General features: G+C 50.2%; 25 protein-coding genes and 1 riboswitch. Of the genes, 21 read left to right on the top strand and 4 right to left on the bottom strand.

All coding sequences use genetic code 11. The annotated features are described in order from the left end of the window. Window positions 1-53: 53 nt before the first annotated feature. From G604_RS0104415 to G604_RS0104385, 7 genes are all read left to right on the top strand, one after another. Window positions 54-1,247, top strand: coding sequence for a pyridoxal phosphate-dependent aminotransferase (locus G604_RS0104415; protein WP_028909498.1), 1,194 nt, complete (start codon window positions 54-56; stop codon window positions 1,245-1,247). Window positions 1,248-1,402: 155 nt separating this feature from the next. Then, a complete protein-coding gene (locus G604_RS0104410) occupies window positions 1,403-2,248 on the top strand; it encodes a MotA/TolQ/ExbB proton channel family protein (RefSeq protein ID WP_028909497.1) in 846 nt (281 codons plus the stop codon). Between the two features lie 30 nt (window positions 2,249-2,278). After that, window positions 2,279-2,899 carry an ExbD/TolR family protein gene (locus tag G604_RS0104405; RefSeq protein WP_028909496.1) on the top strand — a complete coding sequence of 207 codons (621 nt, stop codon included), beginning with the start codon at window positions 2,279-2,281 and terminating at the stop codon, window positions 2,897-2,899. Window positions 2,900-2,902: 3 nt separating this feature from the next. Further along, a complete protein-coding gene (locus G604_RS0104400; protein WP_028909495.1) occupies window positions 2,903-3,556 on the top strand; it encodes an ExbD/TolR family protein in 654 nt (217 codons plus the stop codon). Window positions 3,557-3,595: 39 nt separating this feature from the next. Continuing rightward, the gene (locus G604_RS0104395) at window positions 3,596-4,444 is read left to right on the top strand and encodes an energy transducer TonB (RefSeq protein WP_028909494.1); all 849 of its coding nucleotides are present in this window, start codon (window positions 3,596-3,598) and stop codon (window positions 4,442-4,444) included. A 10-nt stretch (window positions 4,445-4,454) separates the two neighbouring features. After that, window positions 4,455-5,426: a PstS family phosphate ABC transporter substrate-binding protein gene (locus G604_RS0104390; protein ID WP_028909493.1), complete on the top strand. Its 972-nt coding sequence runs from the start codon at window positions 4,455-4,457 to the stop codon at window positions 5,424-5,426. Between the two features lie 87 nt (window positions 5,427-5,513). After that, entirely contained in the window at window positions 5,514-6,929 is a 1,416-nt protein-coding gene (locus G604_RS0104385; protein ID WP_028909492.1) for a tetratricopeptide repeat protein, read from the top strand. Between the two features lie 205 nt (window positions 6,930-7,134). On the opposite strand, the gene G604_RS13535 is transcribed toward G604_RS0104385, so the two are convergent. Then, window positions 7,135-7,305 carry a 4Fe-4S binding protein gene (locus G604_RS13535; protein WP_036904583.1) on the bottom strand — a complete coding sequence of 57 codons (171 nt, stop codon included), beginning with the start codon at window positions 7,303-7,305 and terminating at the stop codon, window positions 7,135-7,137. Window positions 7,306-7,491: 186 nt separating this feature from the next. Here G604_RS13535 and G604_RS0104375 point away from each other — a divergent pair, with 186 nt between their 5' ends. After that, the gene (locus tag G604_RS0104375) at window positions 7,492-8,235 is read left to right on the top strand and encodes a porin family protein (RefSeq protein ID WP_028909491.1); all 744 of its coding nucleotides are present in this window, start codon (window positions 7,492-7,494) and stop codon (window positions 8,233-8,235) included. On the opposite strand, the gene G604_RS0104370 is transcribed toward G604_RS0104375, so the two are convergent. Both G604_RS0104370 and G604_RS0104365 read right to left on the bottom strand, forming a co-directional pair. Next, window positions 8,223-9,062 carry a bifunctional metallophosphatase/5'-nucleotidase gene (locus G604_RS0104370; protein ID WP_028909490.1) on the bottom strand — a complete coding sequence of 280 codons (840 nt, stop codon included), beginning with the start codon at window positions 9,060-9,062 and terminating at the stop codon, window positions 8,223-8,225. The genes G604_RS0104375 and G604_RS0104370 overlap by 13 nt on opposite strands. A gap of 44 nt (window positions 9,063-9,106) precedes the next feature. Further along, a complete protein-coding gene (locus G604_RS0104365; RefSeq protein ID WP_028909489.1) occupies window positions 9,107-9,901 on the bottom strand; it encodes a 5'-nucleotidase C-terminal domain-containing protein in 795 nt (264 codons plus the stop codon). 214 nt (window positions 9,902-10,115) lie between these two features. Between G604_RS0104365 and rplS the strand changes: the two genes are divergently transcribed. Both rplS and G604_RS13530 read left to right on the top strand, forming a co-directional pair. Beyond that, entirely contained in the window at window positions 10,116-10,481 is a 366-nt protein-coding gene (gene rplS, locus G604_RS0104360; protein ID WP_028909488.1) for a 50S ribosomal protein L19, read from the top strand. Between the two features lie 70 nt (window positions 10,482-10,551). Next, complete coding sequence (locus G604_RS13530; protein WP_051220223.1) at window positions 10,552-11,193, top strand: AzlC family ABC transporter permease; 642 nt, start codon at window positions 10,552-10,554, stop codon at window positions 11,191-11,193. Here the strand turns inward: G604_RS13530 and G604_RS0104350 are convergent. Continuing rightward, window positions 11,190-11,429, bottom strand: a complete 240-nt coding sequence (locus G604_RS0104350; protein ID WP_028909487.1) for a hypothetical protein — start codon at window positions 11,427-11,429, stop codon at window positions 11,190-11,192. The genes G604_RS13530 and G604_RS0104350 overlap by 4 nt on opposite strands. A gap of 118 nt (window positions 11,430-11,547) precedes the next feature. Between G604_RS0104350 and G604_RS0104345 the strand changes: the two genes are divergently transcribed. From G604_RS0104345 to G604_RS13500, 11 genes are all read left to right on the top strand, one after another. Then, the gene (locus G604_RS0104345) at window positions 11,548-12,729 is read left to right on the top strand and encodes a phosphoribosylaminoimidazolecarboxamide formyltransferase (protein WP_028909486.1); all 1,182 of its coding nucleotides are present in this window, start codon (window positions 11,548-11,550) and stop codon (window positions 12,727-12,729) included. Window positions 12,730-12,763: 34 nt separating this feature from the next. After that, entirely contained in the window at window positions 12,764-12,961 is a 198-nt protein-coding gene (locus G604_RS0104340) for a hypothetical protein (RefSeq protein WP_028909485.1), read from the top strand. 795 nt (window positions 12,962-13,756) lie between these two features. After that, a complete protein-coding gene (locus G604_RS0104335; protein ID WP_155941853.1) occupies window positions 13,757-14,377 on the top strand; it encodes a hypothetical protein in 621 nt (206 codons plus the stop codon). A 2-nt stretch (window positions 14,378-14,379) separates the two neighbouring features. Continuing rightward, on the top strand, window positions 14,380-14,598 hold the full coding sequence (locus tag G604_RS15490; protein WP_231376040.1) for a hypothetical protein: 219 nt from the start codon (window positions 14,380-14,382) through the stop codon (window positions 14,596-14,598). A gap of 86 nt (window positions 14,599-14,684) precedes the next feature. Beyond that, window positions 14,685-15,026 (top strand): hypothetical protein, encoded by a 342-nt coding sequence (locus G604_RS15485; protein ID WP_051220221.1) that lies wholly within the window; start codon window positions 14,685-14,687, stop codon window positions 15,024-15,026. 112 nt (window positions 15,027-15,138) lie between these two features. After that, window positions 15,139-15,333: riboswitch (cobalamin riboswitch) on the top strand. A 45-nt stretch (window positions 15,334-15,378) separates the two neighbouring features. Then, on the top strand, window positions 15,379-17,313 hold the full coding sequence (locus tag G604_RS0104325) for a TonB-dependent receptor plug domain-containing protein (protein WP_081657650.1): 1,935 nt from the start codon (window positions 15,379-15,381) through the stop codon (window positions 17,311-17,313). A 50-nt stretch (window positions 17,314-17,363) separates the two neighbouring features. Next, window positions 17,364-18,593: a YncE family protein gene (locus G604_RS14690; RefSeq protein ID WP_051220220.1), complete on the top strand. Its 1,230-nt coding sequence runs from the start codon at window positions 17,364-17,366 to the stop codon at window positions 18,591-18,593. A gap of 29 nt (window positions 18,594-18,622) precedes the next feature. After that, on the top strand, window positions 18,623-19,720 hold the full coding sequence (locus G604_RS13515; RefSeq protein WP_155941852.1) for a hypothetical protein: 1,098 nt from the start codon (window positions 18,623-18,625) through the stop codon (window positions 19,718-19,720). A gap of 246 nt (window positions 19,721-19,966) precedes the next feature. Next, window positions 19,967-21,439, top strand: a complete 1,473-nt coding sequence (locus G604_RS14685; protein WP_051220218.1) for a DUF4465 domain-containing protein — start codon at window positions 19,967-19,969, stop codon at window positions 21,437-21,439. Window positions 21,440-21,647: 208 nt separating this feature from the next. Next, window positions 21,648-22,520, top strand: coding sequence for a DUF4465 domain-containing protein (locus G604_RS14680; protein ID WP_081657649.1), 873 nt, complete (start codon window positions 21,648-21,650; stop codon window positions 22,518-22,520). Between the two features lie 226 nt (window positions 22,521-22,746). After that, entirely contained in the window at window positions 22,747-24,036 is a 1,290-nt protein-coding gene (locus G604_RS13500) for a metallophosphoesterase family protein (RefSeq protein ID WP_081657648.1), read from the top strand. The last annotated feature ends 38 nt before the right edge of the window (window positions 24,037-24,074 follow it).

Here is a 24,074-nt window from a genome sequence, read left to right as displayed (position 1 = left end):
TGTACAAAATAAAATGATTAATTTTGCAGTTAGTTTCATAGTAAGAATAGAATATGGCACAGTTATCTGATCGTTTACAAAGACTTGCACCGTCAGCAACTCTGGCGATGTCCCAGAAAAGCAATGAGATGAAGGCCCAGGGCGTCGACGTCATCAATATGAGCGTTGGTGAGCCTGACTTTATGACCCCTGACCACATCAAGGCTGCCGGTAAGAAGGCTATCGATGACAACTACTCTAAGTATTCTCCTGTTCCCGGTTATAAAGACCTGCGGGGGGCTATCGCCGAGAAGTTGAAGAAAGAGAATCAGCTCGATTATACCTTCAATGAGATCATCGTCGGTACGGGTGGCAAACAGGGCGTGTGCAATACGATCCTTGCCCTTGTAAACCCTGATGACGAAGTCATTATTCCCGCTCCTTACTGGGTGAGCTATCCGCAGATGGTGAAGCTCGCCGGTGGTAAGCCCGTTATTGTACGGGCCGGTTTCGAGCAAAACTTCCGTATGACGGCCGCACAACTCGAAGCTGCCATCACGCCGAAGACGAAGATGGTCATCCTTTGTTCGCCGAGCAATCCTACAGGAAGTGTCTACTCTCAAGAAGAGCTGAACAGTCTTGCTGAGGTCATTCTGAAGCACGATGATATCTTTGTGCTCTCTGATGAGATTTACGAGCATATCAACTATATCGGTAAGCATGCTTCCATCGCTTCCTATCCTGGCATGAAAGAGCGTACGATCATCTGTAATGGTGTCAGTAAGGCCTATGCCATGACCGGTTGGCGTCTTGGATGGGTGGCCGCACCGGAGTGGATCGTCAAGGGCATGAACAAACTGCAGGGCCAGTATACCAGTGGTACCTGCGATGTCAGTCAGCGGGCTGCCCTCGCTGCCTATATCAGTTCTCAGAACTGCGTGGAGGAGATGCGCAAGGCCTTTGAACGCCGTCGTGACCTCATCGTCAAACTCGCTAAGGAGATCCCAGGCCTTGAAGTCAATGTCCCCGAAGGTGCTTTCTACCTCTTCCCGAAATGCTCCAACTTCTTTGGAAAAAGTGATGGTGAGCGAAAGATTAACAACTCGACCGATTTCGCCTTCTACCTCCTTGATGTCGCCCATGTGGCTACCGTTGGCGGTGATGCGTTTGGTGATCCGGACTGTTTCCGTATGAGCTATGCCACAAGTGATGAGAATATCGTTGAGGCTATGCGCCGTATCAAGGAAGCTCTCGGCAGACTGAAGTAAGGCGAAAAATATTGAGTTAAATGTTCTTAAACAGGGGCCTCGTTCATTTGATTTTGCTATCTTTGCATCTGATTTGATCAAGAACCACTGATCTGGAACAATTGAACAAAGAAAATATAAATATTAAATTCACTAATAACTTAAGTAATTAAATTATGGCAACTACAAATCAAAAGGTAAGCCCTAAGAAGAAATCTGAGGGCTTCACAGGTATCCGTGCAGCATTCTGGATCATCGTTGTATGTTTCATCATCGCTGTCTGCAACTTTAAGTTCTTCCTCGGCTCTCCGGCCCACTTCGTCAATGGCGATCCTACCGGTGCCGTGCTGAACTCCAACATCTGGGGAACCATCTACAAAGGTGGCGTCGTGGTGCCTGTCATCCACACGCTCTTGCTTACCGTCATCGCGCTCTCCATCGAGCGTATCCTCGCCCTCCGTACCGCTTTCGGTAAGGGCTCTCTGCCTAAGTTCGTCCAGAACATCAAGGCTGCTCTGAATGCTAACGACTTCGCTAAGGCTCATCAGCTCTGCGACAAGCAGCGCGGTTCTGTCGCTAACGTCGTCCTGGCTTCCCTCAACGCTTACGCTGACATGGAGTCTGGTGCCAACGCTTCTCTGAAGAAGGCTCAGAAGGTCGCTAAGATCCAGCAGGCTCACGAGGAGGCTACTCAGCTTGAGATGCCTACCCTGACGATGAACCTCCCGATCATCGCTACGATCGTTACACTGGGTACGTTGACCGGTCTGCTTGGTACCGTTACCGGTATGATCCGTTCCTTCGCCGCTCTGGCCGCTGGTGGTGGTGGTGACTCTCTGGCTCTGTCCACTGGTATTTCTGAGGCCTTGATCAACACCGCTTTCGGTATCGCAACTTCTTGGTGCGCTGTTATCTCTTATAACTACTTCACCAACAAGATCGATAAGTTGACATACGCACTCGACGAGGTAGGTTACTCAATCGCTCAGACATACGAAGCAAACCACACGGAAGAGGCTTAATTTTTGCTAACCCTTTAAAATTTTATCGCTATGGGTAAAGTAAAAATTAAGAAGAATGACGTCTGGATCGATATGACCCCTATGTCCGATGTCATGGTCCTTCTGTTGACGTTCTTCATGTTGACGTCTACGTTCGTTAAGAACGAGCCCGTGAAGGTCGTTACTCCTGGATCAGTATCGGAAATTAAGGTCCCCGAGAAAGACGTGCTCGAGATTCTTGTCAACAAAGACGGCAAGGTCTTTATGGGCATGGATAAGACGACGGATCTTGAAGCTACGCTTCAGGAGGTCGCCGGTAACAATAATATCCAGCTCACGGGCGAACAGATTAAGAAGTTCAAGGATGACGCCATGTTCGGTGCCCCTTTGGATAAGCTCTCTCAGTATCTGAGTCAGTCGAAGAGCGATATGGCAGCTTTGCTGCCTACCATGGGCATCCCTATGGACTCTATCCAGAACTCCTCTGATAAGAAGAGTGAATTCCAGCAGTGGGTCACTGCTGCGAAGGACGTCAATCCTGACATGAAGCTCTGCATCAAGGCCGACGAGCACACTCCTTATAAGATTGTGAAGCGCGTCATGGATGAGCTCCGTGATATGGATGAGAACCGTTACTATCTGATGACATCATATAAGAAGGTGGAGGACTAAAAAATGGCAAAACAGAACAAAAGCAAACAGAAGAAGATGAATGTCCGTGTGGACTTCACTCCTATGGTTGATATGATGATGCTGTTGATTACGTTCTTCATGCTCTGTACTTCTCTGAGCAAGCCTCAGACGATGCAGTTAACGATGCCTACCAAGGATCAGAACGTAAACAAACAGGATCAGTCAGAGACGAAAGCTTCTCATACGATTACCGTCTTCATTGGCGCCAACAACGCCATCTGGTATGGCGAGGGCGTTCCTCAGTATGACAGTAAGACGTGGTTGAAGCAGACGACATGGGGCAAGAATGGTCTCCGTAAGGTGCTCATCAATCACAAGACTGAGGAAGGTGAGGCTCCTGTCGCTGAGATCCTTCTCGCTAAGAACAAGCTCGATCAGGAGAAGTTGAAACATCCTGCTCAGTATCCCGACTCTGTCTATCAGCGGGAACTGAACAAGTTGAAGGACGGCTATTACGACGGAACGGGCCAGCGAAAGGCTACCCTTACCGTTGTCATCAAACCGTTGTTGACTGCTTCTTACAAGAATCTGATTGACGTACTCGATGAGATGCAGATCTGCTGTATTGGTACTTATGTCATTGATAAGATTACCCCGGATGATCAGAAACTGATCAACAACATGGGTATCAAGTAATCGAGTCAACGGACATATTAACTAAAAAGTAAAAGAACAATGGCAAAAATAGATCTATACGATCCGAAATGGATCGAAATGGTGTTCGCCAATCGTAACAAGGAGTACGGGGCCTACAAGCTTCGTCGCGGCGTTACGAAGCGTAACATCCTCGCGATCATTATCATGCTCGTTGCTGCTGCAATCATCGCTTCTATCATCGGTATCCAGGCCATCGTCGAAGCCAACAAGCAGAAGGTTGCCGTTACTTCAGGTGTCACCCTGCAGGAACTCAACCAGGCTAAGAAGAAGGCTAAGGTAGAGCGTAAGGCTCCGGTACAGAAAGAAGAGAAGAAAGAGGTCGTCAAGCAGGTTAAGAGCTCTATCAAGTTTACCGCTCCTGTGATTAAGAAAGACTCCGAGGTAAAGAAGGAGATTGTATCACAGAACGATCTGAACAATAGTAAGACTGCCGTCGGTGCTTTCGATGTCAAGGGTAACAGCGATGAGGGTACTGTCCTCAAGGCTACCCAGGAGATCGTCACCGAGGAGGCTCCGAAGCCCCAGGCTGCTGCTGCTCCGGCAGTGGAGAACAAGGTCTTCGATGTCGTGGAGCAGATGCCGTCCTTCCCGGGTGGTAATGGTGCTCTGATGTCTTACCTGAGCAGTAATGTGAAGTATCCTGTCGTCGCACAGGAGAATGGTGTACAGGGACGTGTCGTCGTTTCCTTCGTCGTTGAGAAAGATGGTTCTATCACGGATGTACAGGTTGTACGTTCCGTAGACCCCTCTCTTGACCGTGAGGCTGCCCGTGTCGTCCGTAGCATGCCGCGTTGGAACCCTGGTAAGCAGAATGGTTCCGCCGTACGTGTGAAGTACAACGTTCCGGTTTCTTTCCGTCTGCAGTAAACAATGATTTATGCTGAATAAACATTCTTACATTTTTGTAGGACTCTTTACTGTCGCCCTTATGGCTGTTTTCCTGACTTCCTGTCAGGAGAAGAAGCATAAGGGCGGCAGAACAGATACGCCGACATCGGGAGTGGTCAAGATCGCTTCCGATGAAAGTTTTAGTCCCATTGTCGAAGAAGAGCGTGAGGTCTTCGAGGGTATCTACCCACAGGCACGCATCGTGCCCGTGTATACCAATGAGACGGATGCGATGAACGACCTTCTGAAAGGAAAGATTTGTTTGGTCATCACATCGCGTGATTTCTCTGCTAAGGAGAGAAAAAATCTGCAGGATCGTAAGTTTATGCCGGTATCTATCAAACTGGCTTATGATGGTCTTGCCCTCATCGTGAATAGGGCGAATACGGATACGTGTCTCAGCGTGAATGACTTCAAGAAGATCCTTCTCGGTCAGATCACATCCTGGAGACAGATTAACCCTGCCTCTAACAAGGGAACGATGCAGGTGGTCTTCGATACGAATAAGTCGAGTGCTATCGACTGGTGCGTGGACTCCCTGTTGAAAGGAAAGGCTATTGCCAATCCTAATGTCTTCGCCGCCAAGACTTCCAAGGAAGTCGTCAACTTTGTGCAGAAAACTCCTAACGCCATCGGTATCATCGGGTCTAACTGGCTCAATGACGAGGGCGATTCTACGAATACAACCTTCAAGAAGAATGTCACCGTAGTCTCTGTCAGTAAGGCTGACAAAGCGACGCCGATGAACAGTTTCAAGCCGTATCAGTACTATCTCTGGACTGGAGCCTATCCGATGATCCGTACGATCTACGCGCTCCTCAACGATCCTATCAACGGTCTACCCTATGGATTCGGTCATTTTCTGGAGATGCCGATCGGTCAGAAGGTTATCTATAAGACGGGCCTCCTCCCTTACCGCGGTGATGTCGTCATCCGTGATGTGCAGGTCAACGACCAGTAAGTGTAGTTTTTTTTGAAGTTGAGTAAACGTTTGTTTTCGGACAACGTCCAAACGAAAAAGAATATTCATTTTTTAATCACACAGAATATGAAAGCGATTAAATATGTTGTTATGGCTGCCTTGCTGACAGGGTTCAGCAGCAGTATGATGGCCCAGTCCATCGATCAGCAGATTGAGCCGGTGGCGAAGACCATTTTGGCCAACAAGAACAATCCTGATGCTTATAAGGATGCCGTCAAGGCTTTCTATAAGGCTAACAAAAAGAATCCTAAAGCCCTCGTCGCCCTGGGCAATGTATTTCTGAACGCCAGTGATACGGCTCAGGCCAAGCATTATGCTGAGGAAGCTATCAAGCGTGACGCCCACTGTGGTGCCGGTTATATCCTCCTCGGTGATATCGAGGCGTTGAAGGATGATGGTGGTGAGGCCGCCATGTGGTATCAGAATGCCAAGACCATGGATCCTCAGAATCCTGACGGTTACATCCGCTATGCCAGTGTCTATCGTGGCCGTAGCCCGGAAGAGGCTTTCGCCTCTCTTGAGGAACTGCGTAAGATCCGCCCCGACTTCCCCGTAGATGCTACTGGCGCTCATTTCTTCTATAAATCTAATCAGTTTGAGAAGGCTGCTACCCTCTATGGTCGTGTAGCTCCTGAGAAACTCGACAAGTCTCAGCTCCATGAGTATGCCGGCGCTTGCTATTTCTCCGGTCAGAACGACAAGTCGCTCGAGGTCGCTACATTCGGTCATAACAAGTATCCGAAGGATGCTGTCTTCAGCCGTCTGATGATGTACAACCAGCTGGTGAAGAAGGATTATGCTGATGCAGAGAAGTCTGCTGACGCCCTCTTCAATGGTTCTGACAGCGCGAAATATTCCGCCCGTGACTATATCATGGCTGGTCATGTCTTCTATGGCGCACAGAACTATGACAAGGCTGTGGAGATGTTCAAGAAGTCTCTTGAGTATGAGAACAACAATGATACCCATAAGCTTATTTCTGATGTCTACAGTGCTGCCGGTAAGGTTGACGATGCTCTGAATGAGTATAACACCTATATTAATGGCAAGCCCAACAAGAGTGCCAACGACCTCATCTCTCTGGCTGAGATCTATACCAATGCCGCAGAGAAGGATGCCGCTAAGCGTAGCGACTACTATCGTAAGGCTGATAAGGTCTATGGTGACCTCGCTGAGCAGTTCCCCACGCAGAAAGGTTATGCCCTCTACTATCGTGGTATGTTGAACTCCACCCTTGACCCCGAGATGAAAACGGGTGCTGCTAAACCGTATTTCGAAGAACTCATCAAGACGGTGAAGGATAATGAGGCTGCCGGTAAGACGGGTGTCAACGACAAGGCATTCCTCAAGCAGGCCTATACTTACCTCGGTACCTATTATTTCAAGAAGGGTAACAAGGCTGAGGGTGACGCTCAGTGGGAGGCTCTCCTTGAGGTAGACCCCGAGAACGCAACAGCAAAGGCTGCACTGGGTAGAAAGTAAAAAACAGACTCTATATAAAAGACAGAGTAACAGATGAATGCATATACAGCGTTGCATATGTGTTCATCTGTTACTCTGTCTTTTTTTGTTGAATTGATCGGAACATAATCAATTATGTCCCTACATGATATGTACGAAAAAGGCCTGGGGAAAATCCCCAGGCCTGATATCTTTCTGTTCGCCAAAGGCGAAGAGCAGTAACTCCTTACTCGGGCAGGCTGATTGCCTCATTCGGGCAGACAGAAGCGCAAGTGCCGCACTCTGTGCACATATCCGGGTTGATAGAGTACTTCTCGCCCTCGGAGATAGCTCCTACCGGGCACTCATCGATACATGTACCGCAAGCGATACAGTTGTCACCAATTACGTAAGCCATAATAATCTTTGTTTAATAAATTAATATAATGTTTTCGTTGTATCTCAACAATCACAAGATCTGCTATTTGCTATCTTGTGGTTGCAAAGATACGAATTAATTTTGAAATATACCTACATTTAGGTATGTTTTTTTCGATTTTTTTTGGATGCAATATCTCCCTTTTATTTTCGTTATCTCCATAGCATGCGACAATTATTGATCATAACCCTTCTCGTCTTGTTGGCCCTTCCTGTAGGGGCACAGGACCGTACTGTACAGAACCGCCCGTATACGGATCTGCGGAAACTGCATTTCGGTGTCCTCGTGGGTGCCCATCTGCAGGATCTTGAACTCGTCAATGTCGGGCCGCAGACCGTGACGACGGAGGATGGCGGCACGCAGACGATGGAGATTGCCTGTGACCAGAATTCGTGGGATCCCGCCTTCCAGGTCGGCGTCCTTGCGGAGCTCCGCCTGAATGAGACGTTCCAGTTCCGTGTGGCTCCCGCCATGTATTTCGGTTCTCGTCATATCACGTTCAAGAACTATTCCGTGGCCGATGAGCGGAAGAGTTATATGGAGAAGAACCAGCAACTGAAGTCTGCCTATATCTCCTGTGCCTTTGACCTCATTGCTGCCGCCCCGCGTTTCAATAACCATCGGCCGTATTTCATGATCGGACTGAACCCGACGATGAATCTCATGGGAAAGGACCAGGACTATCTGAAACTCAACCGTAGTGATGTGTTCCTCGAGGCCGGTTTGGGTTGTGACTTCTATCTGCCTTTCTTCAAACTCCGTCCCGAGTTGAAGTTCATGTATGGGCTGACGAACAGTCTCGACACCAGCCATCCCGCCACGCTCCGCGACGAGGCTATGCGCCCCTATGCCACGTCAGTGAGCAAGGCCCGCAGCAAAATGATCTGTCTGACGTTCTACTTCGAATAAAGCTTTACACAGATGTCTCCAATATATATTCCGCTTTTGCCATTCTGATCTATGGGCACGAGTTTGCCGTCGAGGTTCTTCTCCCAGGCCATTTGCTTGAGGAAGGTATGGCTGTGACCACCGAGGACGAGGTCTATATCCCGGGAGCCACGGACCATTTCGACATCATCGATACCGTTGATATTGTATCCGAGGTGGGAGATACAGATTACCATGTCACATTTCTTCTTCTGCTTCAGGAAGGTTGCTGTCTCCAAAGCCGTCTTCACGGGATCAATATATTTGATCGGGAGATAGTTCTTTTCTGAGATCAGGCCCTTAGGCTGCGGAGAGAGTCCGAAGATACCGATCTTGACACCGTCACGGCGAATGATGATCCACGGTTTCACGAGACTTTTTAATGGTGTCCCCGTGAAGTCATAGTTGGTACAGACAAAGGGAAATTTCGCCATTTTGATAATCCTTGCGAGGTTGTCAATGCCGAAGTCAAACTCATGGTTGCCGATGGTGGCGGCATCATAGCACATCTCGTTCATCAGTCCAATCTCCACATCCCCTTTGAAGAGCGTGTAGTAGGGCGAGCCTTGGGAGAAGTCACCACTGTCGAAGAGCAACAAGTCTGGATGCGCTTTCCGCTGTTCCTTGATCATCGCAACCCGGCGGAGGAAGCCGCCACGTCCGGCGAAGAGGGTGTCGGCGAGGGTCTTGCCAAGGGGCATGATACAGCTATGAGTATCATTGGTATGTAGGATCGTCAGCTCCTTCTGTGCCGCCACGGGCAGCAGTCCTATCATACAGACAATCGCTAAAATCAGTATCCTTTTCATATTCATTTTCTATTTTCCATTATCTATTTTCTATTCTCCATTCTCTATTGTCTATTGTCCGTCAGGACCACTCGTCCTTCTTTCTTGGCGTCGATGAGCTTCCCTTCTTTCGTGAGTTCGCGGAAGTAGCGGAGGATGATGGCGCGCATGCTGTCCTGCGGCTTCTGGTAGAGTTTCACGTCGGTACCGCTCTTGAAGGCCACCATATCGTCAGTGCCCCCGGCGAGATAGTCGATCGTTGCCACGCGGTATTCCCGTGTCGGGTTGATGGGCTGGCCGAAGAGTGTCACTGAGTCGAGGGTGCAGGCGGTGCGGGCACTGTTAGGCGTGATGACGAGGTGTATGCCGTGGCTGAGTCCCTCACCGCCGCGGAAGGCGATCTGCCGGAAGAGCTCAAGGACCTTGTCACCGCGCAGCGTCATGAAGCACACGAAATTCTCAAACGGGGCCACATCGACGACATCCCCCACGGTGACGGGGCCTTTCGCCAGGGCGGCACGCATGCCTCCGATATTATATACGGCGAAGTCAGGCTTCTCGCCATAGTCCTTCGCGCACCACATGAGGATGTCGGGCAGAAGGTTACTCAGTTCTCCCTCGGGACGGTAGGCGGCGAGATAACGGGCCGTTGTACCGACGACGGGGCCCATGATACTGTCCACATGGGCTTTGTACGGACGGATGAAGGCCTCGGCGGCAGCATCGGGATGGGCATCATAACGGCTGTCGATGAGGATACGCTGTTGGCTGACACCGGCCACCTCGTAGTGGCTCCTACACCCTGTGAGAGCGAGGGCTGCGGCGAGGGCGGTGATGAGGGTTATTCGTTTCTTATTCATACAGTTTAATGTTTCAAGACGTTGTATTTCCTTTGCAAAATTACGATTTTTCGCTGAATGTGACAAATAAAACTCAGAAAAGTGGATTTCCGTTTGGTGGGTTCGTGGAAAAGTCGTAACTTTGCAGCGCTTTTCGGCCTAACCGCTGGCAGTCAATGCAGTCTGCGGATGTTGGGTTGGAACGACAAACAAATTTAATTATAAAAATTACATCATGGATTTAATTAAAGTTGCTGAAGAAGCATTTGCAACCGGCAAGCAGTTCCCGGAGTTCAACCCCGGTGACACGATCACTGTCGCTTACAAAATTGTCGAGGGAAACAAACAGCGTATCCAGCTGTACCGCGGTGTCGTCATCAAGATCAGTGGTGAGGGCACGAAGAAGCGTTTCACCGTTCGTAAGATGTCCGGAACGGTAGGCGTAGAGCGTATCTTCCCTATGGAGTCTCCGAACATCGATTCTATCGAGGTTAACAAGCGTGGTAAGGTACGTCGCGCTAAGCTGTACTACCTGCGTAACCTCACTGGTAAGAAGGCTCGTATCCAGGAGAAGAAGAATACGGTCGTCAACAAGGACTAATGTCCGTTCCCCTAGAAAAGAAATTAGAGGTCTCTTCCCGTGTGGAGGAGACCTTTTTTTATTTTTGCTTATGAAGAGAGAGAGTTTATGGCGGCCGGCGCTGAAGGCCGCGTTTCCTTACACGATACCCATTTTCGCCGGGTTCTGGTTCCTCGGTCTGGCCTATGGCCTGCTGATGAATAAGTCCGGCTTCTCCTTCTGGTGGCCGATGATCATGGCCATGACGATCTTCTCCGGATCGGTGGAGTTTGTTGCCGTAGGCATGCTGAAGGGTGCCTTCCATCCCCTGCAGTCGTTTGTAATCGCCCTGCTCATCTGTGCCCGTCATCTCTTCTACGGCATCTCCATGCTCGACCGTTTCAAGGGCATGGGGTGGAAGAAGTTCCCACTCATCTACGGCATGTGCGACGAGACCTTCTCCATCAACTATACGGCGAAGATCCCCGAGGGTGTCGACAAGGGCTGGTTCATGCTCTGGGTGACAGTCCTCGACTACAGCTATTGGGTGACGGGGGCGACGATGGGTGCCGTCTTCGGCATGCTCGTGGTCTACTGTCTGCGCAATGTGGATGTCATGGCAGCGCCCTTCGGTGTCCCCGAGGCCATCGGTGTCCTCGTCACGGCTCTCCTGCATGTCTGGAAGCGTCAGATGATGATCTCAATTCTCGGCGGCACGCTGACGTATATGCTCATCGTGCAAAACATCCCTTAACCTTCGTAGTTCACTTCCCCGTCGGCATCGCCGTGGAGGGCCTCGTCGAAGTCCTTCCAGCTCTGGAAGCCGGCGAGAAGGGCCAGACGGTCCTTGGCCTGCGGGGAGAGGTCATGGAGATGAAAGTGATGTTCCGCGAAGATTTTCCGTAATTTTCCAATATCCTTACGGAGATGGACTCCGTCCCCAATCTTTTTTTCGACATCCTCGATGAGATGTTGCCATTCTTTTTTCATAACTAACGTAAAAAAATAATATTTTCACGGCAAAGTTACTCAAAAAACGAGAAAGGAAGCATTGAAATGCAGATTTTTTGTTATCTTTGCAACAAAGTTTTAACATTAATCAAGCGCAATGAAAGAATTAGCATTAAAGTACGGCTGCAATCCCAATCAGAAGCCGGCCCGTATCTTCATGGAGAAGGGGGAACTGCCCATCGAGGTCCTCAACGGACGCCCGGGATACATCAACTTCCTGGATGCCTTCAACAGTTGGCAACTCGTCAAGGAACTCAAGGCTGCTACGGGAATGCCGTCGGCTGCCAGTTTCAAGCATGTCTCTCCCGCCGGCGCCGCCATCGGCCTGCCGCTGAGTGACACGCTGAAGAAGATCTATTTCGTGGATGACATCGACTTCGAGCTCACGCCTCTGGCCAATGCCTATGCCCGTGCCCGTGGTGCCGACCGTATGTGTTCCTACGGTGACTTCTGCGCGCTCAGCGACACCTGTGACGAGGCCACGGCGAAGCTCATCCACCGTGAGGTCAGTGATGGTGTCATCGCTCCTGACTATACTCCCGAAGCTCTCGCCATCTTGAAAACGAAGCGCAAGGGTAACTATACCATCATTAAGATCGATCCAGACTATAAGCCCGAGCCCATCGAGCGCAAACAGGTCTTCGGCATCTGGTTTGAGCAGTTGCGCAACGAGGTGAACCTCGCCGATCCGAAGCTCTTCGAGGATATCCCGACGAAGAACAAGACTTTCTCTGCTGAGGCCAAGCGTGACCTGATCATCTCCCTCATCACGCTGAAGTATACACAGTCGAACAGTGTCTGCTATGTCAAGGACGGCCAGGCCATCGGCATCGGTGCCGGTCAGCAGAGCCGTATCCACTGTACGCGCCTCGCCGGTCAGAAAGCCGATGAGTGGTGGCTGCGCCAGTGTCCGAAAGTCATGAGTCTCCCCTTCAAGCCGGGGATCCGTCGTGCCGACCGTGACAACACCATCAATGTCTATATCGGTGACGAGTATGAGGATGTGCTGCGTGACGGTGAGTGGCAGAAGGTCTTCACTGAGAAGCCCGAGCCGCTGACGCGTGAGGAGCGCAAGGCATGGATCGCGAAGAATACCGGCGTCGCCCTCGGCTCCGATGCCTTCTTCCCCTTCGGCGACAACATCGAGCGGGCTCATAAGAGTGGCGTGGAGTATATCGCCCAGGCCGGTGGCTCCATCCGTGACGACAATGTCATCGAGACCTGCGATAAGTACGATATCGCTATGGCCTTCACGCACGTGAGACTGTTCCACCATTAATATCCCCCTGCAGGAGGGTTATTTTTTACGAATTATGAGCGACATCGAAGAAATCATTGAGAACGGGATGGTCTTCAAAGGGGCGCCGAAGGGTGGTCCGAAAGAAGAGAAGGTGAAGACCAAAGCCCGGAAGAAGAAATATATCACCGGTGCCCATGGCAGCGGTTCCGCACGCCAAAAGGCTAAATACCGCGAGCAGCGCGCCAACCGAAAGAGCCAGCACAGGAAATAAATCCATAATGGATAATGGACAATAGATAATGGATAATTGTGGGCGTGTCCCATGGTTATCCATCATCACTCCCTCTTTTTTGACCTTCTAATCATGTTCAGAATTCGCGTGGAAATCAACAAACGGACAATTGGCGACATATACGCGATTTATGGGGCTTTTTAGTAAGTTGCAGATTATCAACAAGATACAAATAATATCGTGAATAATAGAAATTTCTGTTGCATATTTATCCGGGAAAACAGGCAATATTGCGGTTGTTTTTCAATGATTATGCATGATATTGCATAAAGACTCACACGAAAACAAGGCATTTACGGCTCGTAAACATCGTGCAGAATTTTCTAAACACGATGTTTACAAAATTCTGCACGAAAGATATTCAGTCAGACCTCGTAGTTTGCCATCTCGGGTTAACATTTCCGCCCTCCGTTTCTCTAGAACCGAAATCCGAAAGCACCAAAAATGACGTGCAATAATCAGTCAGTCGGATAAATTCTATGCGTTTTACCTCCTACAAAAGGATTCATGCGGCCACACAAGGAAAATGAGCGGAATATAATATATTATGCCCTTATGGCGGATCATCATGTATCATTTCCCTACGAAATGCGAAAAAAACGTTCAATTGTTTTGTATATATAGAAAGAAAACTGTAATTTTGTTGAGGGAATAAAAAATGATACGAAAACAAATTCAAAGCATATGAAAAGAATACTACATCTAAGAGGGATACTGGGAGCAATTGCTCTTTTGTTGCTCTGTTTGCCGATGCATGCGGCGAATGAAGTTCCTGTGGGTACAACGTTTAAAATCACGACGGGGACCTATACGATATCTTATGAAGTTACGGCCTCCGGAGGAACGACCGAGACCAACCTCGTGAAGGTGACGGGTATCAGCGGCAGCGGTGAGGTGACGATACCCTCTACTGTGCCTTATAACGAGTATAAGCTTACTGTCAACGAGATGGGAACGGTAGGATGGGCGGTGATCAAGAATATCACGAAGCTGGTGCTTCCCGAGACCCTCACGAAGATGGATGCCAACTGTATTGCTGATCTCGGTGTCACGGAGCTCACCATTCCTAAAAATGTCGTCTCCATCAGCGACCAGGCTTTTCTATATCTCATCCATCCCAAGTTCACGGTGGATACGGAAAATAAGGTCTATGCCAATGATGCGAACGGCAATCTGGTATCGAAGAGTGGAAAGACGATTTACGCACTCAATTCCTATCAGGATTTTACCGATGGCGTTGGGAAGATTCCCGAGGGTACGGATTCCGTGAGCCGTTGTGTGGTGAATACCTCCAAGGTCACTACGCTCTGGTTCCCCAAGTCCGTTATTTGGGTCAAAAATGACTATCACTCTTGGTATGATGGTTGGCAAAAAGCAAACTCAAACAAACAATGAATATGAAAAAGATTATTGTGTTGATGGCATGTCTGATGCCATTGACATTGTGGGCACAGAATCAGACAGCGTCGTCTGATAGAGATCAGAGTGTCTATCTGGAGTTGGGCGGCGCATCAACAGTGGTAGGAATCAATTATGATGCTCGTTTCAGTGAATTTTCTCGCTGGGATGGCGTGCCGGCCTCTCTTGGGGATATAGTGAAAGCTCTGACTTCTTAGATGGTGATGAAAGTACCCGTGCTTATGCCGTACCCCTTGAGATCAATTATTTGTTGGGTGACCAGCAAAATCATCTGGAATTGGGTATGGGAGTCAGCTTAGGTCTTTACAATGGTCATTATCAGGAGACAGAATGGCGGCAGATAGATGATCAGACCTATGACAAGATCAAAGATTTGCCCGATGTTGATGTCATGGGCTTCGATAATGTAAGCACGGGTGTGATGGAGTATTATCAAGGAACGACAAATACCCATTCCAGAAATGTTTTCGGTTATTACGTATTTGGTAATATCGGCTATCGGCATACTGTCAAGAATGGTTTCCAGTTTCGTGTGGGTGTAAGTCCTTCCTTTAATTTCGGCGACAGTCATGGCGTTCAGAAGCCTGTACTGTATCCTTATATTTCATTCGGAAAAGCATTCTAATCTCTTGCGTGGTCGCCTTTTTGCGGCCACACACCCGCATTGGACGGATCATGATAAATCATGTCCCTACGATTTTTTACCTTTTTACTTTTTTACTTCTCTACTTTTTTGTATCTTTGCACCCGCATACGGTTCATGCCGCTGAGGCGTGACGAAGAGGGAACCGGGTGAGAATCCCGGACAGTCCCGCTGCTGTGTGCAGTCCTTCAAGCGGAGAGAACACCCGTGGCCACTGACAGTTTTTTCGGGAAGGCCGTTCTCCTCCGGACTGCGAGCCAGAAGACCTGCCGTCGTGCGTTTACCCCGTTGTCACTCCGCGAGGGTTCGGAGTCAGCGTGACAGAGAGAAGATTATGAAGAAGGTTATAAGAATAAGGATGACTGTACCCGTACGGTATTGTGTGCTGTTGGTGTTGGTCCTTTCCGCCGTCTCCGCCTGGGGACAGAAAGGCAGGGAGAACCGGCAGCGCCGTCTCATGTCCGATTCCGTCTTCCAGATCCATGAGGTCGTGGCCCGTGGCTCACAGAACGTGTCGCCCCATCAGACGATCTCCCGCCGTCAGATCTCCGCCCTGGCCTCCAATAATGTTGCCGACGCGTTGAAATACCTCGCCGGCGTGCAGATCAAGGACTATGGCGGCCTCGGCGGACAGAAGACCGTTAACGTGCGGTCCCTCGGCTCCCAGCATGTAGGCGTCTACCTCGACGGCGTGCGCATTACCAACGCGCAGAACGGTACCGTCGATCTTGGCAAATATTCCCTGACGACACTCGAGTCCGTCTCCCTCTTCAATGCCAATAAGACGGAGCCGCTGATGACGGCCAGCGAGTATGCCTCCGCCTCCACCGTCTATCTCCGTACCCACCGCCCCGACAGCACGTCGCTCCTGGCGTCCTATTCCTATGGCTCCTTCAACACCCATAAGGTGAACGTCACCTATTCTTATCAGCGCCTCGGCTTCATCGACGCCCAGTATACCCATACCGACGGCGACTATCCTTTCCGCTATCATACCGAGTATGAGGACACTACGGGCACGCGGCAGAATGATAACCTCGACCAGATGCGTGTCGAGGGCTGTCTCTTCCACGGTCCCTGGCAGTGGCACACCTATTATTATCTGTCTTATCGTGGCCTCCCCGGCGGTATCGTGCGCCGTCTCTCGGGCAAGTATACCGATGTAGGCAAGGAGTGGGACCAGAACTTCTTCTCCCAACTGTCCTATCAGCATCATTTCGGTCTCCTCGGTCTCCGTGGCATCGTGAAATATGCTAATGACCGTCTCCATTACCGTTCCGACTTCGACGAGAATGTCAGTGTCCATAGCAATGTCACTTATCACCAGCAGGATATCTACAGTGCCGTGGCCCTGAGCTATACTTATCACCATTTCGGTATCTCCCTTTCACCCGATCTGCGGTGGAGTGACCTCACGACAGACCTGAAGCATTTCCATTATGTCTACCGCATCGACTCGAAGACATCTATCACGGCCTTCTATAACTTCGGCGGACTGTCCATCAACGCCACGGCCCTCTACACCTATTGTAAGGACCATACCTACAAGGAGGCAGCGCCGCTGCACCGCTGGACGTGGGACGCCCTCGCCTCCTACCGTCTCGGCGACTGGACGCTGCGGGCGTTCTATAAGACCGTCTTCCGTATCCCTACGCTCAACGACCTCTACTATACCCTCGTGGGCAACCGTTTCCTCAAGCCTGAGTATACGCAGCAGTGGGATGCCGGCATCACTTACAGTCACCGCTGGCTGCATGTCCAGTGGGACGCCTATTTCAACCATATCAAGGACCGCATCGTCTGTCTGCCGTTGAAGGGATCGTTCCAGTGGACGATGCTCAACTACGGTTATACGCGCTGCATCGGTACCGACCTCAGCGTCAACGCCACGTTCAAGCATCATATCCTTATGCTCACGGGCACGTGGATGGACGACCGCAACCGCACAAATCCCGGCGGAAAGGACTATAACGACTTCGTGGCCTATTCCCCCCGCTGGTCCTTCTCCGCCATCTACACGTTCCTGTGGAAAGGGTGGGAGGCTTCCGTCTCCGACATGTTCGTCGACAAGCGTTACTGGACGGCACAAAACAGTATCGATGATCCCCTCGACCGTTACAACTGTACGGACGTGAAGGTGGGCTATCATTATCGCATGATGACCGTTGAGGCTGAGTGCCAGAATCTCTTCGACAAGCCCTATGAGATGATCCAGCGCTGGCCCATGCCCGGCAGAAGATATGCCGTGACGGTGAAAGTGCAGTTGTAGGGACCATGATTCATTATGTTCCGCCAAAAACGGAAATATATAATTGAAATATGAATAAAATATACTTCTTCTTATTTCTTTTCTTTCTCGCTGTCCCGCTTCATGCGCAGACGAAGGAGAACCTCATCATCTGCAATGAGGGCAACTGGCAACAGGACAACGGACAACTGTCGTATTATGACGCTTCTGCCGGGACGATGACGAACGGGTGGTTCCGGAAGGTCAACGGCACGAAGCTCGGTGACACGCCGAACGACATTATCCAGGTCAACGACACCCTCATCGCCATCGCCGTCAACTGGTCGAACATCATCCAGTATATCCACCCCGACGGTACGGCCTGCGGGGCTACGGAGAACGTGCCGAACAACCGCCGCATGTGCTCCGACGGCCGCTACCTCTATATCACGTCCTATGCCCACAAGTGCACCATCGGCGGCAAGGAGGTGACCTTCACGAAAGGCTATGTCGCCAAGATCGATGTCAATAGTCATGAGGTCGTCGATACCTGTCAGGTAGGGTGGGAGCCCGAGGGCATCCGCCTCTACAATGGTAAGCTCTATGTTGCCAACTCCGGCGGTTATGCCTTCGCCGAGAGTCATGACTATGAGAAGACGATCTCCGTCATTGATGCCGCCACGATGACCCTCGAGAAGAATATCGACACAGGTTGTATCAACCTTTATAGTGAGATGTCGCAGGCCGGGCCTTACATTCTCGTCAACTCTTGCGGCGATTATTATGAAACCGCCCCGAAGACCGTCATCCTTAACTGTGACAATGACCAGGTGACGACCTTCGACTTCCCCTGTACCTATAACAGTACCGATGGCAGTAAGTTCTATACCATCGGCAGTGCCTTCTCCTATGATACGGGCGATTATACCTGGTATATCAACACCATTGACCCGACGACGATGACCGTCACCGCGGGAATCTTCAATGATGCCATTACGTCGAAGATTAAGACGCTCCAGTCGCCCTATGAGCTCTACATCTCCCCGTATACGGGCAATGTCTATTTCACCGATGCCGTAGGCTACACGGATGCCGGTGAACTCTATGGCTACACGCAGAGCGGTGAGCAACTCTTCAAGCCTCTCCAGGTCTATATGTGTCCCGCCCATATCCTCGCCCTGCCTCCTGCGGAGTCTACGGGCATCAATAAGGTTACGACAACTTCCAACGCCAATGATGCGATGTATAATCTCACCGGTCAGCGTGTCGGCAACGATTACCATGGTGTCGTGATCCGTGGAGGAAAGAAATACGTGAAATAATTCTACGGTGGATCAAATAAAAATAATATATGCGTAAATTTTTACTCTTTATTTTTACACTCTGCCTGGCCTTTCAGGCCCAAGCGCAGAAAGCGTACATCGATTCGGTGTATGACTTCTGTCCCGCTCCGGGACAGTTCGTTAACAGTGCCCCCGCCTATTATGCCGGTGAGACGAAGGCCAATATCATCTACAGAGTCGACTCTACCCTCTGTCGGAAGGACAACAACAAGCCGATCTCCCTCGGTGCCTATGGCGGCTATGTCGTCTTCGGCTTCGACCATATGATCGAGAACATCAAGGACCACATGGACTTCCAGATCCTCGGCAATGCCTTCTGGGGCGCGTCGGCAAAGAAAGCCCGTGGCGGCAGTTGTGAGCCCGGCATCATCCTTGTCAGTAAGGATGTCAACGGCAACGGTCTCCCCGATGATCCATGGTATGAGATCGCCGGCAGCGAGTATAACAGTCCCGCTACGATCCACCACTACCGCATCGTCTACGAGAAGCCCGATGAGGACAAGGTCAAGACGCCGGACACGAAGCACTCCCTCTCCGACACTACCTATGTGCATTGGACCGATAATCAGGGCGGCAAGGGCTATGTCTACAAGAACACGTTCCATCATCAGAGCTACTGGCCGCAGTGGCTCCCCGACAGCACCACACTGACCTTCGAGGGTACGAAACTCGCCGACAACTATATTGATGAGAGTGGCAAGGGTACCTATTATGTTCAATACAGCTATACCTATGGTTATGCTGACAATGCTCCCAATGCCGACTCCCTCTCCTATATTAATATCGACTGGGCCGTGGATGCCGACGGCAATCCCGCGAATCTTGACGGTATCAATTTCGTGAAAGTCTATACCGGTGTCAATCAGTACTGTGGCTGGCTCGGTGAAACAAGTACGGAAGTCTATGGTGCCCTCGACCTCCACATGACGGGCCGTGACATCGAGGATCCAATCACTACACGAATCTACGTCCCCACGGCAACATCCGTCACCGACGGCCGCACAGCCATCTACACCCTCACAGGCACGCGTGTCGACACTCCCGTCGCCGGGCAGATCTATATCGTCGGCAGCAACGGAAAGACGAGGAAAGTGGTGTGGAAGTAGGGACATGATTTATCATGTTCCGCAAAAGGGGGAAGAAGTTCCATGTCCATTAAATATTCATCAAATATTCATTCATAGCAAACGCTGATCCCTAATCCCTTTGCAGGGGCCGCCCCTTGTGGCGGCCCGATGCCGGTACGGCATTCTTATCCCCTCTCTTGTGGATCATTCGGCGTACCGCCGACGGGCCGCCACAAGGGACGGCCCCTGCAAAGGGATATGGGGTGAGGCCTAATTTCATTCATTATGAAGAAATTCTTTACTCTGATTCTGTTCTGTCTCGCTGTCGTCACAGCCTCCGCACAGAACTATTCCCTCCGCACCCTCACGTTTGAGGACGGAGACTACAAATCCACAAATGCCAACTATCTTAACAAGTTCAACTGGTCGTCACTCATCGACACGGTACAGTATGGTGGTGAATTGCTCTATGGCGAGAACCACGGAGATACGTCTAAATCCTCCACGGCTGTCAATTATAGTTGGTATGATGAGAATAACACCAATCTTTACTCTGAACTTCCCGAGAACTGGGGCACGAAGATGCACTGGGGGGGCGGTCAGGCTATTTCCAACTATTGGAACGGCAACCTCAGCGATGGCAATTATCTCCATCAGCTCTCCGTGTATGTAGCTGATAACACGGGCAACGGCCAGAAAGGCCACGGCCATAACGGCTCTGATAACTTCTGCGTAGACTATGGCTATAAGGATAACTCGGGCTATTCTGCTTCTAATCTTCCTTTCTTCGAGTTTAAGGATGGAGTGGCTCGTACCATCGACCATATGTGGATCAATAATACAACCTATTTTGTAAATGTTGCCAAGAATGGTAACAGCTTGTCTTCAGCGTTGGCGGATACTGACTATGTCAAGGTTGAGGCTATTGGGTATCATGCTGATGGTACTACTAAGACTACATCTACTTATTTGGCTCTTGGTAAAAAGTTTTTGTTAACTGATTGGACCAATTGGTCTTTGGCAAATTTAGGAAAGGTAACAAAGGTAGAGTTTAATATTGTGGGTAATACAGACAATGGTTATGGCTTCTCCTTGCCCGCTTATTTCTGTTATGACGATGTCGCTGTAAGATTCCCGTCAGATGAAACCTTTTCTGCAAAAGTCTTAAAGGCAGATGAAAGTAGTACAGAGAAGTCTTTCAAGGTTACTCTCGATAATGGTGAATGTTATCAAAATGGTGATGTTCCGGAAGGGGCAACTTTTACCTATGATGGTCCAAATACGGATACATGGCGCTTATTGGAAGAGGGCCAGTCTTGTACCTTTACTATTGGTAGTCTTCCTAATATTAACATAACGAAGTTGGAAGTAGATGGATATTGCGAAGGTGCTTGGGGCAAGGCAGATTGTGAGGCAAAGGTCGGTGATACCGTCATCGCTACGAAGAAATGGAGTGGTCTTTTTGTTGATGAATACGGAGAGTCTATCGGTCAGACTGAGACAACGATGACGATGGATATGCCGGTTTCCCCCATTGAAAATGTAACGAAATTGGATTTTGTCAATACTTGTGTTGCAAAGGATATGAATGTAGTTAGCTATACTATCTACTATACCACCAACTCTTCCACCGCCATCACAACGGTTAATGCCGCCAGTGCAGGCAATTCCGCATATTATGATCTCCAGGGCCGCCGCGTCAACAACCCGACCAAGGGCCTCTATATCCATAATGGCAAGAAAGTGATCGTAAAATAAAAGCCTCACCCCCTTGCGTTAAACATTTATCAAACATTCATACATAACAAACGCTGATCCCTAATCCCTTTGCAGGGGCCGTCCCTTGTGGCGGCCCGATGCCGGTACGGCATTCTTACCTCCTCTCTTGTGGATCATTCGGCGTACCGCCGACGGGCCGCCACAAGGGACGGCCCCTGCAAAGGGATATGGGGTAGGCCTATTCATCATGAAGAAATCTCTACTTTTCATGGCTGCCTTCGCAGCCTTCGCCCTCGGCGCTCATGCCGCCGATGACAACACCGCAACTTTCGAGGATGTCACGCTCGGTACGGACACGCTCCTCGACGTCACGTCCGGAAGTTCCTTCACCTCTGGTAACTTCGTGTTCGACTATTCCTACGACAGCAGCTGGGGCACCAAGTCCGGCTTCATTGTGTCGGGAAAGAAAGCGACTAATTTCGTCGATTACACCACCGCCTATAACAGTTGTGTAGACCACGGCTATGACGGCTCCAATAACTTTGCCGTCTACTATCCCTCCTATGGTACCGCCTCCAGCATCACCGCCAAGGACGGCAGCGCACAGACGATCTCCGGTTTCTACGGCGCCGTCAATACCTATGTACAGAATAGCATTCTCAAGGGTGATAACTACGCAAAGGCCTTCACTACAGGCTCTTGGCTGCGCCTTGACGTCATCGGTACGAAAGCTGACGACTCTGTCGATACGCTCTCGTTCTATCTCGCTGACTACCGTTCTACTGATGAGGCTGCCCATTACTATCTGAAGGACTGGACCTGGTTTGATCTCAGCGCTCTGGGAGAGGTCAAGAGCATCACGTTTGCTTTCGACGGCTCCGACAAAGGCGACTATGGCTTGAACACGCCGACTTATGTGCTTGTCGACAATTATGATGGTAGTTATGACGGTACGAGTGCCAAGGCTCAGAATGCCGACCGTACTACCGCCACGTCCATCGCTACGGTCTTCCGCCGTGAGGACAATGTCAACGCTCCCGTCTATAACCTCGCCGGTCAGCGCGTCGGCCGTGATTATAAGGGTGTCGTGATCAAGAACGGACGGAAGTACATCCAGTAGGGACATGATTCATCATGTTCCGCACCGATGGGGTGTTTAATATAAGGACAGAGTAACAGATAACACATATCCGTTGCCCTGTCTTTTTCTTAGACAAAAACCTCATCTTATTTTTTCAACAAAAGCATTAGTTTTTGTTTACACCCTATTTTCATATTCCCTTAACCCTGTTGTAACACTTTCTCACGACCTTTGCGACCAACTTAAAAAAAGAATCGAAAAGGTAATGAGAAAACGAATCATTCGCATTTTATGTTGTCTGGCCTGCTTGTTGACGGGAGCCCAGACGATTTTTGCCGCCAAGCCATGGAAACTGGCAGTATTGTCCGATGTCCATTTGATGTCCCCGCAACTTCTTGTGGAGGACGGCGCGGCCTTTCAGACTTATCTCGACGGAGATAGAAAACTGTTGAAGGAGAGTCCCGAGATCCTCGACAGTATCACGGCGCGTGTGCTCCGGGAACATCCTCAGGTGGTTTTTATCTGTGGTGACCTCACGAAGGATGGCGAGCAGGTGTCCCATGAGCTGTTGCGCAAGCATTATCTCAGCAAGTTTCTCAAGGCCGGCATCAAGGTCTTCGTCGTTCCCGGCAACCATGATGTCAACAATCCCCATGCCGTGATTTTCCGTGGCGATAAGACAGAGCGTACGAAGACCGTCACACCTGCACAGTTCGCCTCGATCTATCAGGACTGCGGCTATGGTCAGGCGCTGAGCCGTGATCCCTGGTCGTTGAGCTATGTCGCCCAACTGCAGCCTGGTCTCCGTCTCCTGGCCCTCGATGCCTGTCGCTATGAGGACAACGATTACGAGAAGGACCTCTGTGTCACCAGTGGCCGTCTGAAGCCGGAAACGGTGACATGGCTGAAGCAGCAGGTAGCGGCTGCCAAGAAGGCCGGCTGTCAGGTCATCGCAATGATGCACCACGGTGTTGTGCCTCATTTCTCCCTCGAGGGCAAGGTCCTCTCGGAATATCTCGTCAACGACTACGAGCGGGTGGGGGAGATGCTCGACAGTCTTGGCGTTCATATTATCTTCACGGGACATCTCCATTCCCAGGATATTGCGCAACGTGGCGGACTCGTCGATGTCGAGACTGGTTCCACGGTGAGCTATCCTCATCCCTATCGTATCATTACTGTCGGCAATGACTCCCTCGATATCCATACCCATCACCTCACACAGATCGCCTCTCTGGCTCGCCAGGGGATCAGTATGACGGAGAAGAGCAAGCATTTCGCCATTCTCTCCGTAGAGAAGATGGTCAACAACTACCTCCCCGCCGCTACGCCGGAGCCAGCCCGAAAGGCCATCGGTGAGATGCTCGGCGAGGCTTATATCATCGACCTCTATGGTGACGAGCATCCCGACAGCACGTTCCTGCAGAAGAAGCAGCGTGTCATCGATGCCGTCAGCCTCCTGGCTCCCGATAAGGCAAAGCTCGTCGATGCTATCGCCACATCACTGACGACAGACTTCCCGCCGAAAGACAACGATGTAAAAGTAAAAAAGTAAAGAAGTAAAAAATTAAACGTAGGGACATGATTCATCAT

It is taken from the genome of Prevotella sp. AGR2160, assembly GCF_000424185.1.
In the GTDB taxonomy this organism is placed as follows: domain Bacteria; phylum Bacteroidota; class Bacteroidia; order Bacteroidales; family Bacteroidaceae; genus Prevotella.
Note: the sequence above shows the minus strand (reverse complement) of the source record. Positions and strands in the feature narration are given on the sequence as shown.

What these genes read in the sequence shown, in the direction of transcription:
- G604_RS15490 (WP_231376040.1), top strand. Translation starts at nt 14,380, where the DNA reads ATGAAAAAGATTATTGTGTTGATGGCATGTCTGATGCCATTGACATTG.
- G604_RS0104410 (WP_028909497.1), top strand. Translation starts at nt 1,403, where the DNA reads ATGGCAACTACAAATCAAAAGGTAAGCCCTAAGAAGAAATCTGAGGGC.
- G604_RS0104350 (WP_028909487.1), bottom strand. Translation starts at nt 11,429, where the DNA reads ATGAAAAAAGAATGGCAACATCTCATCGAGGATGTCGAAAAAAAGATT.
- rplS (WP_028909488.1), top strand. Translation starts at nt 10,116, where the DNA reads ATGGATTTAATTAAAGTTGCTGAAGAAGCATTTGCAACCGGCAAGCAG.
- G604_RS0104405 (WP_028909496.1), top strand. Translation starts at nt 2,279, where the DNA reads ATGGGTAAAGTAAAAATTAAGAAGAATGACGTCTGGATCGATATGACC.
- G604_RS0104375 (WP_028909491.1), top strand. Translation starts at nt 7,492, where the DNA reads ATGCGACAATTATTGATCATAACCCTTCTCGTCTTGTTGGCCCTTCCT.
- G604_RS0104345 (WP_028909486.1), top strand. Translation starts at nt 11,548, where the DNA reads ATGAAAGAATTAGCATTAAAGTACGGCTGCAATCCCAATCAGAAGCCG.
- G604_RS0104390 (WP_028909493.1), top strand. Translation starts at nt 4,455, where the DNA reads ATGCTGAATAAACATTCTTACATTTTTGTAGGACTCTTTACTGTCGCC.
- G604_RS0104365 (WP_028909489.1), bottom strand. Translation starts at nt 9,901, where the DNA reads ATGAATAAGAAACGAATAACCCTCATCACCGCCCTCGCCGCAGCCCTC.
- G604_RS0104395 (WP_028909494.1), top strand. Translation starts at nt 3,596, where the DNA reads ATGGCAAAAATAGATCTATACGATCCGAAATGGATCGAAATGGTGTTC.
- G604_RS0104340 (WP_028909485.1), top strand. Translation starts at nt 12,764, where the DNA reads ATGAGCGACATCGAAGAAATCATTGAGAACGGGATGGTCTTCAAAGGG.
- G604_RS0104325 (WP_081657650.1), top strand. Translation starts at nt 15,379, where the DNA reads ATGAAGAAGGTTATAAGAATAAGGATGACTGTACCCGTACGGTATTGT.
- G604_RS13530 (WP_051220223.1), top strand. Translation starts at nt 10,552, where the DNA reads ATGAAGAGAGAGAGTTTATGGCGGCCGGCGCTGAAGGCCGCGTTTCCT.
- G604_RS15485 (WP_051220221.1), top strand. Translation starts at nt 14,685, where the DNA reads ATGGGAGTCAGCTTAGGTCTTTACAATGGTCATTATCAGGAGACAGAA.
- G604_RS13515 (WP_155941852.1), top strand. Translation starts at nt 18,623, where the DNA reads ATGCGTAAATTTTTACTCTTTATTTTTACACTCTGCCTGGCCTTTCAG.
- G604_RS14690 (WP_051220220.1), top strand. Translation starts at nt 17,364, where the DNA reads ATGAATAAAATATACTTCTTCTTATTTCTTTTCTTTCTCGCTGTCCCG.
- G604_RS0104415 (WP_028909498.1), top strand. Translation starts at nt 54, where the DNA reads ATGGCACAGTTATCTGATCGTTTACAAAGACTTGCACCGTCAGCAACT.
- G604_RS13500 (WP_081657648.1), top strand. Translation starts at nt 22,747, where the DNA reads ATGAGAAAACGAATCATTCGCATTTTATGTTGTCTGGCCTGCTTGTTG.
- G604_RS14685 (WP_051220218.1), top strand. Translation starts at nt 19,967, where the DNA reads ATGAAGAAATTCTTTACTCTGATTCTGTTCTGTCTCGCTGTCGTCACA.
- G604_RS0104400 (WP_028909495.1), top strand. Translation starts at nt 2,903, where the DNA reads ATGGCAAAACAGAACAAAAGCAAACAGAAGAAGATGAATGTCCGTGTG.
- G604_RS13535 (WP_036904583.1), bottom strand. Translation starts at nt 7,305, where the DNA reads ATGGCTTACGTAATTGGTGACAACTGTATCGCTTGCGGTACATGTATC.
- G604_RS14680 (WP_081657649.1), top strand. Translation starts at nt 21,648, where the DNA reads ATGAAGAAATCTCTACTTTTCATGGCTGCCTTCGCAGCCTTCGCCCTC.
- G604_RS0104385 (WP_028909492.1), top strand. Translation starts at nt 5,514, where the DNA reads ATGAAAGCGATTAAATATGTTGTTATGGCTGCCTTGCTGACAGGGTTC.
- G604_RS0104370 (WP_028909490.1), bottom strand. Translation starts at nt 9,062, where the DNA reads ATGAAAAGGATACTGATTTTAGCGATTGTCTGTATGATAGGACTGCTG.